This window comes from Erythrobacter sp. S227 (genome assembly GCF_057364925.1).
This window is the reverse complement of sequence record NZ_CP200280.1, coordinates 2,515,285-2,524,964: the sequence shown is the minus strand read 5'-3', so window position 1 is coordinate 2,524,964 and position 9,680 is coordinate 2,515,285. Positions and strand designations below refer to the sequence as shown.

The window sequence follows — 9,680 nt, the reverse complement described above, 5'->3', positions numbered from 1 at the left end:
GCAGGTGATCGCCCTTGCGACGCCTCAAAGCGTCGGGTGACTGACTACTCGGCGTCCTCGCTTTTGCGTACCAGGATCTTGTCGATCCGGCGGTTGTCCATCTCGGTGATGGTAAACTCCCAGCCTTGGTCAGTGAACTGGTCACCGGCCGCAGGTAGACGTTTGAGCACGTAGAGCACATAGCCAGCCGCCGTCCCGAATTCGCGGTCCTCGCCATAGGTCAGCCCCAATCGGTCCGACAGGCCATTGGCGGACAACGTGCCCGAAATCAGCATCGAACCATCAGAGCATTCGACAATCTCCGGCGTGTCACCTTCGTCCTGGTCGCTCACAAAGGTGCCGGCAATCGCGGTCAGCAGATCAACCGGGGTCACAACGCCTTCGAAATGCCCGTATTCATCATGCACCAGCGCCATCGCAATTTCCGCTGACTGCAGCACGCGCAGAGCGTCCATGGCGTCCAACTGATCGGGCACAACTTCGGCCTTGTGCATCATATCGCGCACGTTGACGGGGTCGCCTGCGACCATTGCGGCCAAAAGCTCGCGCACTTTTACCACGCCAAGAATACTGTCAGGCGAACCCTCGGCCACCGGCAGAAGCGAATGCGGGCTGTCCTCTATTCCCTGACGTATTGCCGAGATGTCGGCATCGGCATCCAGCCAATCAAGCTCGGTACGCGGGGTCATCAGCTCGCGCACGGGGCGCTCTGCCAAACGCACAACGCCTGTCAGGATTTGGTGCTGGTCATGCTCGATCACACCCGAACGGGTCGCATCGGCAAATATCATCTGAAGCTCTTCTGCGGTGACAGACGACGCGCCCTTGGAACGAACGCCGAAGAGGCGAATAATCCCGGCAGACGAACTATCGAGAAGCCAGACAAGCGGCGCAGCAATCGTTGCAAGCATCGCCATCGGACGCGCCATAACAACCGCAATCTGAACCGCTGCGCGCAAGGCCAATTGCTTTGGCACAAGCTCGCCCACAACCACGCTGAGATATGTCGTGAGGGCGATCACGGTCACAAAGGCAACTTCGCCCGACATATCCTCTGGCACGCCCAAGAGGGCCAGGCGCTCGCCTACAGGTGCCTCAAGGCTTGCCCCTGAATAGGCACCGGTGATGATGGCGATCAGGGTGATGCCGATCTGAACCGTGGACAGGAACTTCCCCGGGTCCGCTGCCAACCCCAAGGCAATACGTGCACCAGCAGAGCCCTCTTCCGCCTTTGTTTGAAGGCGGCGGGTCTTGGCAGAGACGATTGCAAGCTCGGACATGGCGAAAACGCCATTGAGCAAAATCAGCCCAAAGATGATGAAGAGTTCGGTCCAGGGAAAAGGTGTCACGCCTGTAGCGCTAGCACAATTCTCAAGGCTTGCCAGTCCTTCACATCACCTGTCGTGTGTGCGCGCAGCTGTTCAGCCTGTCGCAAGTCAATGAGGGTCAAGGAGAGACTGTATTGCGATCAACGATGTAAATTCCCGAAACGTGCGACTGGCGCTCAAGAAGCTTAGGCGTATAGTGTCCGAGAATACATCACGACGGGAGGATGATATGACTATTTCACGCATTTTGCTTTCGAGCACAGCAGCGGTTGCCTTGCTTGGCACAAGCGCCTGTGTGACCGACCCCAACACCGGCGAACAAAAAGTGTCACGCACCGGGATTGGCGCGGTTGCTGGCGGCATTCTGGGCACGGTTTTGGGCGGCGTTATCGGCGGTGATACCGCAAGGATTATCGGTGCAGGGATCGGTGGTTCGGCCGGCGCTGTAATCGGCAAGCAGTTCGACGATCAAATCCGCGAACTTGACGAAGAGCTCGAGGGCACTGGCGTCGACGTTGAAGAAGTCGGTGACCAAGACGCCATTCTTGTGCGCCTTCCCGACGGCGTTACCTTCGCGCGCGGCTCTGCCGATATCAATCCGGGCTTTTACAGCTCGCTCGACGCTATCGCGAACAGCATGGTACAATACCCCAACAGTCTGATTGACGTGTATGGCTTTACCGACACGACAGGGTCCGACGCCCTGAACCAGCGTTTGTCGGAACAGCGCGCCGAGTCTGTGGCGACTTATCTTGCAGCACGCGGCGTTGCCCGCAGCCGGTTTGCAACACGCGGCTATGGCGAAAGCTACGATTTCCTCCGCGTAAAGACAGCCGACGGCGTGGATGAACCGCTCAATCGCCGAGTCGAAATCAAGATTATCCCGATCAGCCAGGATCAGGTCGAGCAGGCACGCGCACAATAATACATCGAGGGCCGTGCACCAGCGCGGCCCTCGAACACCCTATTTGTTCAGTTTGAGTGCCTCGGCCCGCTCGGCAATCCGGGCAACAGCATCGCTGTGTATCGCAGGCGCACTCACCAGCACCCCAAAATCGCGCGGATCACGCTTGTTGTAAGCAAGCGGCTTTCCAAAAGCATCGGTAACGCGCGCTCCGGCCTCGCGAGCGATGAGGGCTGCCGCACCAATGTCCCATTCAAATCCCCATCGAAGGGTTGCAACAAGGTCAGCCTTGTCATTGGCAACCATCGCAATCCTCAGAGCAATTGAATTGGGCTTCTCGACAATGACCAGATCCGAATCGGCGCTCGGCAGCTGATCAACCGGAACCCGCGCGCCAGAGAATTCGTGGCGACTGCTCGCAATCAATGGCTTACCATTCAAAGTGGCACCGCGCCCTGCAACTGAAAACCACTCTTCGCCGCGCGCAGGCGCGCTGAGCATGCCGATAAGAGGTTTTCCTGCACTCACGAGAGCCACAGACACAGCCCAGCCGTCACGCCCGCGAACAAAATCGCGGGTTCCGTCAATCGGATCGACCAGCCAGATCAGGTCTTGCCCGACGCGGATCGCATCATCGGTTGACTCTTCGGAAAGCCAGGCAGCGGCGGGCAAAAGCCGACCAAGTTCGCGGCGCAGGAATTTATCAACGGCAAGATCGGCTTCGCTTACCGGATCGCCGGGCGTTTTCTCCCACGAATCAAGAGTATGCCCGGCACCCGGCCAGCGCCCATGGGCCATGCGGCCGGCCTCGCGGACGATCTCTTGAAAGTGGTTTTGATCAATCATGGAGCGAATTTCCTTAGCCCAACCCTCGTGTGCGACCTTTGGACACTTTTCAAGGGGCGCAATCCGTGCTTAGGGCACCGGCAAACAGCTTTTATCAAAGTAGCTTTTGTTACGGGATCAACACCAAAGGGATCATCCTCTCATGAACGTCCATGAATATCAGGCCAAGGAACTGCTCAAGGAACACGGGATCGCCATTCCTGCTGGCCACGCTGCACTGACAGTCGAAGAAGCCGTCGAAGGCGCAAAGAAGCTTCCCGGACCGCTCTATGTCGTGAAAGCGCAAATTCACGCAGGCGGCCGGGGCAAGGGCAAGTTCAAAGAGCTTCCCGAAGATGCAAAAGGCGGCGTTCGCCTCGCCTTCTCTCTCGATGAAGTCGAATCTCACGCCAAAGAAATGCTCGGCAACACTCTGGTGACAATCCAGACCGGTGCTGAAGGCAAGCAGGTCAACCGCCTCTACGTCACAGACGGCGTGGATATCGAAAGCGAATATTACCTCGCCATGTTGGTGGACCGTGCGACGGGCCGCGTTGCCATGGTGGCATCGACCGAAGGCGGGATGGATATCGAAGATGTCGCCCATGAAACGCCTGAGAAGATCACAACGATCACAATTGACCCTGCTCAAGGCTTTATGCCGCACCACGCGCGCTCGGTCGCTTTTGCGCTCGGCCTTTCGGGTGACCTGAACAAGCAGTGCCAGAAGCTCGCCAAGCAACTCTACGACGCGTTCACAGCAAGTGATTGCGACATGCTGGAGATCAACCCTCTGGTTGAGACAAAGCCTGACGCGGACGGCAATGCCTCGCTGCTGGTGCTCGACACCAAGATGAGCTTTGATTCCAACGCCCTTTATCGCCACCCTGCAATCGAGGCGATGCGCGATGAGACGGAGGAAGATCCTGCTGAAGTCGAAGCGTCAGAATATGACCTTGCCTACATCAAGCTTGATGGAAACATCGGCTGCATGGTCAACGGCGCAGGCCTTGCGATGGCGACTATGGATATCATCAAATTGAATGGCGCATTCCCGGCCAACTTCCTCGACGTAGGCGGCGGCGCGACGACCGAAAAGGTCACTGCGGCGTTCAAGATCATTCTCAAGGACCCGGCGGTCGAAGGCATTCTCGTCAACATCTTTGGCGGCATCATGAAATGCGACATCATCGCCAATGGCGTTGTTCAGGCCGCGAAAGACGTGAACCTTCAGGTTCCGCTGGTCGTGCGCCTTGAGGGCACCAATGTGGAAGCAGGCAAGGAAATCCTCGCCAATTCCGGTCTTGCGATTGTGCCTGCGGACGACCTTGGCGATGCGGCCAAGAAGATCGTCGCAGAGGTGAAGAAGGCGGCGTAACACGCCCACCTCAATTCAGTTAGAAAAGGCCGCGTCAGTTTGATCTGACGCGGCCTTTTTCTTGTCTCATTTGCTCTGGCCAGGTTCGGGCAAGATTGGCTCGCTCGAATCCTGATAGGTCAACCAATTGCGCCAGATCGTATGCGTCCGCTCGTCAATAAGTCGGATAGAGCAGCGCAGGCTCATCGCATTGCGGATGGAGCCTTCTTTCCACTGCTCGTAAACCGCGCCGCACTCCTGCACGCGATGTTCGAGAGCTGCGGCCTGAGCTTCACGCATCAGTTTCTGCAGGTCGGTATCGTCTTCCGCTCCGCCCGCCTTGCCTAAGGCTGTTTCGAAATACAATTGCTCACGCTCCTCGGCCTTGTTTCGGATGGCCGCAAGGCACTGATTGATCTCGTGTGTTGTCCCATCGCATTCATATGAAGGCATGCCGGGCGTTTTAAGGGCGCGAAACTCGAATAGCAGCTCCGAGCCCGATTGCATCCGCACCGCCGCAACCAGGCCTTCACCCGGTTGCGCGCTATCCGCACATCGCAGGGTGAGCCCGCTGAAATAGGCCGCGCATGGCTCCATAGCGACAAGGCGGAAGGTGAGCATGCCATCCTTCTCTTCCCACCCTGTCAGATCAGCGTTGAAGTGTTTGAGGCGCAACGCCAGTGAGCCTTCCTCTTGCATCAGGTAGAGGTGCTCGGTGAACATGATCCCGCCTTCATCCGTCTCCTGAACGAAGGTTCCCACCATTGTTTGACCCGTTGGAGGAAGCCAGCTTTCCATCGCAGGCGCTCCGCCAATACCGTTACCCACCCATTGCCCCACCAGCCAATCCATATCAGCCAGGGTCGCCTTCGCAGGCTCTGCGTCAGGTTCAGCCTGCCGTGTTTCCTGCGCGCTCAGCGAAGCTGGAAATGCGCAAAGGCACAGCGTCGCCAACGAGCTCAGCGTGAAACCGCGGATCAATTGAAACATAACAAACCTCCCTTGCACGAAAGATGATGGACGACGGCACGCGAACTTGGCAAGGCAGGAGAGGCTGAGGACCGCATTCAGTGGCCCGAACAAAGGCGAACCTGACTTGACGTTTACGTAAACGCGAGCTAGGGCGCTGCCACACAGTTTCACGCGCGTCCGGTGTTGTCCGAGGCGCGCGCCAATGGGAAAGGAACCGCCATGAAAATCCTCGTCCCCGTCAAACGGGTGATCGACTACAACGTCAAACCGCGGGTGAAAGCCGACGGCACAGGCGTTGATCTTGCGAACGTCAAAATGAGCATGAACCCCTTTGACGAGATCGCTGTCGAAGAAGCGATCCGCATCAAGGAAGCGGGCAAGGCAGAAGAGATCATCGCGGTCTCCATCGGACCGGCAAAGGCCCAGGAAACGCTGCGTACGGCGCTCGCCATGGGCGCTGACCGCGCGATCCTTGTTGAAACGGACGAAGAGGTTGAGCCTCTTGCCGTTGCCAAGATCCTTAAGGCGATTGCTGACGAAGAAGCGCCCGGTCTGGTGCTGCTCGGCAAGCAATCGATCTCTGACGATTCGAACCAAACCGGCCAAATGCTCGCCGCTTTGATGAACCGCCCGCAGGGCACCTTTGCCAACACCGTCGAAGTCGACGGCGACAGCGTTGTTGTGAAGCGCGAGATCGACGGCGGCCTTGAAACGGTCAAGCTCACCATGCCAGCGATTGTCACCACCGACCTTCGTTTGAACGAGCCGCGCTACGCTTCGCTTCCCAACATTATGAAGGCGAAGAAGAAGCAGCTCGACACCAAGACCCCTGCGGACTTCGGCGTCGACATCGCACCGCGCCTCAAAACCACCAACGTGGCCGAGCCACCCGTTCGCCAGGCTGGTGAAAAGGTCGAGGACGTTGCCGCTCTCGTCGCCAAGATCAAGGAGCTGGGGATCGCGTAAGCGGCCCGGCACAAAGGAAAAGGACAGACACTCATGAACACTCTGGTTCTGGTCGAACACGACAACGCATCGGTCAATGATGCAACGCTCGCAGTGGTCACCGCTGCGGCTAAACTCGGCGATGTGACCGCTCTGGTCGCGGGCTCCAACTGCGGCGGCGCAGCTGACGCGGCAGCAAAAATCGCTGGCGTTTCAAAAGTGCTTAAAGCGGACGATGCAGCTTACGGCGAAGGTCTCGCTGAAAACGTCGCACCGCTCGTGGCTGGCCTGATGGCTGACTACGACGCGCTGCTCGCCCCTGCGACAACCTCGGGCAAGAACATCGCCCCGCGTGTGGCTGCCATGCTCGACGTTATGCAAATCTCGGACATTCTTTCGGTTGAGGGTCCAAAAACCTTCACCCGCCCGATTTACGCAGGCAACGCCATTGCGACCGTCGAAAGCTCTGACGCCAAACTCGTCATCACCGTTCGCGGCACGGCCTTTGAAAAGGCAGCAACCGAAGGCGGCTCGGCTTCTGTCGAAGACGTAAGCGGTGCAGGCGATGCTGGTCTCTCCACCTTCGTAAGCCGCGAAGTCGCCAAGAGCGAGCGTCCGGAACTGACCGCTGCCAAGGTCATCGTTTCTGGTGGCCGCGCTCTTAAAGACGGTGAAACCTTCGAACAGATCATCAACCCGCTTGCAGACAAGCTGGGCGCAGCCATCGGCGCGTCACGTGCAGCGGTTGACGCAGGTTACGTGCCCAACGACTATCAGGTTGGCCAGACCGGCAAGATCGTGGCTCCGGAAGTTTACATTGCAATCGGCATCTCGGGCGCGATTCAGCACCTTGCCGGTATGAAAGACTCCAAAGTCATCATCGCGATCAACAAAGACGAAGACGCACCGATCTTCCAAGTTGCTGACATCGGCCTTGTTGCCGACTTGTTTAACGCAGTACCGGAAATGACCGGAGCGCTTTAAGCTCTGAATAAATCGACTGTTTACAGGGATCTCCGGAGCGCTATCTTCGCGCTTCGGAGGTTTTTTATGCGTTTCAATTTGGCAATGGCCGGGGCATCAGCTGCAATACTTGGAACACTTGGCGTCGGGCTGCCTTCACCAGCGCTGGCTGAACCAGTTGTGCTTGAGCCTCAATCCCCGTGGTCCATGGATTTTGGCGATACGCGATGCCAACTCGCGCACCTCTTCGGGGAAGAAGACGACAAACACATCATTATATTTGACCAATTTGGTCCGGGAGATAGCTTTCTCCTGACTTTAGCTGGATCCTCGGTCGGCCATTTTGACCGTGGCAGTCCGATCTTGACCAGTTTCAATTCCAAACAGGAGCCGTTTGAAGGCGAGCCCTACGCTGGTGCGCTTGGCTCCTACGGAAAAGCTCTGGTTTTCAGGAAGCTCGGCCTTAGCGCAACGATTACAAAAGCCACAACGGAACCACCGAGCATTTCGGAAACTCACGGCTCCCCCTCCTTGCGACGGCTTGATATCGAAGCAGCCAAAGCCACCGAATTTTTTCAAGTGGATCAAGGCGAGCAGATCGTTCGGCTGAAGATTGGTTCGCTTGGAGATGCCTTCACGCTTCTCAATCAGTGCACACACGGATTGATCGAAAGCTGGGGTCTGGATTCGGCTGCGCATCTGACGGCACAGCGTTGGCCAGAATTGTTGAATGAAGAGCGCGTAGCCAAGGGGGTACTTGGTAGCTATCCAATTGGGGCGATTCGCCGTGGCGAGTCCGGCGTGGTTGAATTGCGTGTTACCGTTTCAAAGGCTGGATCAGACACCAATTGTGTGGTTGAAAATGCAACCGCGTCCAGTGAGCTTCAGTCGGCTGCTTGCAGAGGGATGCGACGTTCGCGCTTTAACCCGGCCCTAGATGCTGAAGGAAACCCGATGGACTCCTTCTATCGGACCGAAGTCACTTACAGCTTGCCTTAATTGGGGCGACGCCACTCACCGGAAACGGACAGTCTCTCACAAAAAGCTCACGATAAAGTGTAGCGTCATGCCCACAAGGCCGCCGACAATGGTGCCGTTGACGCGGATGAATTGAAGATCACGGCCAACGGCGCTCTCGATACGCCCCGTAATCGTGGTCGCATCCCAACGCTTCACCGTTTCTGACACAAGCGTCACGATCTCGCCGCCATAACGCGTGGCAATGCCCACCGCTGTACGGCGCGCGAAACGGTTGATCTGGGTTTGCAGCCGTTCATCCTGTTTGAGCGCCTCACCAAGGTCAGACAGGCCCACGCGCATATCATTGCCCAATTGGCTATCTGGATCGCGCGCTCTGCGGATAAGGGACTGGCGAATACGCTCCCACACGCCCATCCACCATTCCGCGACCGCCGGGTTCTCGAGAAGATCGCTCTTCATGTCCTCCACACGGGCACGGGTTTCGGGATCGTTTTGCAGGTCGGTCGCAAGCTTCTGCAAGCCCTCTTCAATCTTGCCGCGAATAGGGTGCTCTGGATCAACCAGCACTTCGGCGAGCAATTTGTACAGGCCATCCAGAACGTTGGATGAAATCGTCTTGTCGAGGCCCGCCCAGCGCAAGACCCCGTTCACCCGGTCATGGATGATCGTTCGCACCGTCTCTTCATTGTCTTCAAGGGTCAGGCCTGCCCAACGCACAAAGCCATTGATCAGCGGCAAGTGGCGCTGATCGGCCATGGTGTTTTCAAGCATCCGCCCGGCGAGCGGGGAAACGTCGATTTTGCTGAGCTGCCTGCCAAGCCCTGCGCGAACCTGATTGCCAAGGCGATCCGGGTCGAGCGATTCGAGCACTTCGGCGAGCAATTCCGCCGCGCCGCCCGTTATGCGCGAACGGTTGTCCGCACCATCATCCTCCGGGCCGACGGCGAGAAAATCGCCGATGGCGCGTGCGACATTCATGCCTGACATGCGCCTTGCGACCACAGCAGGCGTCAGGAAGTTTTCCTGAAGGAATTGCGCCATTGTATCGGCGATCCGGTCCTTGTTGGACGGGATGATCGCCGTGTGCGGGATAGGAAGGCCGAGCGGATGGCGGAAAAGCGCTGTCACCGCAAACCAGTCGGCAAGACCGCCCACCATGGCCGCTTCGGCAAAGGCATTGACATATCCCCACGCCGGGTGCGCGGGCACAAGGCCGTGAGTGGTGAAGAACAGGACACCCATGGCAAACAACAGGCCCGTTGCCGTCCAGCGCATTCTCCGCGCACGGTCGGGGGTCAGCGGTTCTCCGCCAAACTTCAATGGGATGGAGCTTTGCGTTTCAGCCATAGACCCATGCTCTGTGCCCAAGCTCGCAGCCTTTGAAAAGATCAAAGGTCGGCAACGA

The 9,680-nt window shown here is 57.8% G+C and carries 9 protein-coding genes; 5 read left to right on the top strand and 4 right to left on the bottom strand.

What is annotated here, in order from left to right:
• Positions 1-44: 44 nt before the first annotated feature.
• Positions 45-1,349 carry a hemolysin family protein gene (locus tag AC0V6Q_RS11965; RefSeq protein WP_486168604.1) on the bottom strand — a complete coding sequence of 435 codons (1,305 nt, stop codon included), beginning with the start codon at positions 1,347-1,349 and terminating at the stop codon, positions 45-47.
• 208 nt (positions 1,350-1,557) lie between these two features.
• Here AC0V6Q_RS11965 and AC0V6Q_RS11960 point away from each other — a divergent pair, with 208 nt between their 5' ends.
• Positions 1,558-2,253 carry a YiaD family glycine zipper/OmpA-like lipoprotein gene (locus AC0V6Q_RS11960; protein WP_486168603.1) on the top strand — a complete coding sequence of 232 codons (696 nt, stop codon included), beginning with the start codon at positions 1,558-1,560 and terminating at the stop codon, positions 2,251-2,253.
• A gap of 39 nt (positions 2,254-2,292) precedes the next feature.
• Here the strand turns inward: AC0V6Q_RS11960 and AC0V6Q_RS11955 are convergent, their stop codons facing one another.
• Complete coding sequence (locus AC0V6Q_RS11955; protein ID WP_486168602.1) at positions 2,293-3,078, bottom strand: 3'(2'),5'-bisphosphate nucleotidase CysQ; 786 nt, start codon at positions 3,076-3,078, stop codon at positions 2,293-2,295.
• Between the two features lie 142 nt (positions 3,079-3,220).
• Here AC0V6Q_RS11955 and sucC point away from each other — a divergent pair, with 142 nt between their 5' ends.
• Positions 3,221-4,435, top strand: coding sequence for an ADP-forming succinate--CoA ligase subunit beta (gene sucC, locus AC0V6Q_RS11950; protein WP_486168601.1), 1,215 nt, complete (start codon positions 3,221-3,223; stop codon positions 4,433-4,435).
• Positions 4,436-4,501: 66 nt separating this feature from the next.
• Here sucC and AC0V6Q_RS11945 read toward each other — a convergent pair whose 3' ends face one another.
• A complete protein-coding gene (locus tag AC0V6Q_RS11945; RefSeq protein ID WP_486168600.1) occupies positions 4,502-5,404 on the bottom strand; it encodes a DUF6265 family protein in 903 nt (300 codons plus the stop codon).
• Positions 5,405-5,605: 201 nt separating this feature from the next.
• Between AC0V6Q_RS11945 and AC0V6Q_RS11940 the strand changes: the two genes are divergently transcribed.
• From AC0V6Q_RS11940 to AC0V6Q_RS11930, 3 genes are all read left to right on the top strand, one after another.
• Positions 5,606-6,352 carry an electron transfer flavoprotein subunit beta/FixA family protein gene (locus tag AC0V6Q_RS11940; protein WP_486168599.1) on the top strand — a complete coding sequence of 249 codons (747 nt, stop codon included), beginning with the start codon at positions 5,606-5,608 and terminating at the stop codon, positions 6,350-6,352.
• A 33-nt stretch (positions 6,353-6,385) separates the two neighbouring features.
• Positions 6,386-7,315 (top strand): electron transfer flavoprotein subunit alpha/FixB family protein, encoded by a 930-nt coding sequence (locus AC0V6Q_RS11935; RefSeq protein WP_486168598.1) that lies wholly within the window; start codon positions 6,386-6,388, stop codon positions 7,313-7,315.
• Between the two features lie 66 nt (positions 7,316-7,381).
• Complete coding sequence (locus AC0V6Q_RS11930; RefSeq protein WP_486168597.1) at positions 7,382-8,293, top strand: energy transducer TonB; 912 nt, start codon at positions 7,382-7,384, stop codon at positions 8,291-8,293.
• Positions 8,294-8,329: 36 nt separating this feature from the next.
• Here AC0V6Q_RS11930 and AC0V6Q_RS11925 read toward each other — a convergent pair whose 3' ends face one another.
• Positions 8,330-9,622 carry a DUF445 domain-containing protein gene (locus AC0V6Q_RS11925; RefSeq protein WP_486168596.1) on the bottom strand — a complete coding sequence of 431 codons (1,293 nt, stop codon included), beginning with the start codon at positions 9,620-9,622 and terminating at the stop codon, positions 8,330-8,332.
• Positions 9,623-9,680: the final 58 nt, after the last annotated feature.

Bases quoted from the DNA above. Each gene is read 5' to 3' on its own strand.
- sucC (WP_486168601.1), top strand. From the start codon at position 3,221: ATGAACGTCCATGAATATCAGGCCAAGGAACTGCTCAAGGAACACGGG.
- AC0V6Q_RS11960 (WP_486168603.1), top strand. From the start codon at position 1,558: ATGACTATTTCACGCATTTTGCTTTCGAGCACAGCAGCGGTTGCCTTG.
- AC0V6Q_RS11925 (WP_486168596.1), bottom strand. From the start codon at position 9,622: ATGGCTGAAACGCAAAGCTCCATCCCATTGAAGTTTGGCGGAGAACCG.
- AC0V6Q_RS11945 (WP_486168600.1), bottom strand. From the start codon at position 5,404: ATGTTTCAATTGATCCGCGGTTTCACGCTGAGCTCGTTGGCGACGCTG.
- AC0V6Q_RS11955 (WP_486168602.1), bottom strand. From the start codon at position 3,078: ATGATTGATCAAAACCACTTTCAAGAGATCGTCCGCGAGGCCGGCCGC.
- AC0V6Q_RS11935 (WP_486168598.1), top strand. From the start codon at position 6,386: ATGAACACTCTGGTTCTGGTCGAACACGACAACGCATCGGTCAATGAT.
- AC0V6Q_RS11930 (WP_486168597.1), top strand. From the start codon at position 7,382: ATGCGTTTCAATTTGGCAATGGCCGGGGCATCAGCTGCAATACTTGGA.
- AC0V6Q_RS11940 (WP_486168599.1), top strand. From the start codon at position 5,606: ATGAAAATCCTCGTCCCCGTCAAACGGGTGATCGACTACAACGTCAAA.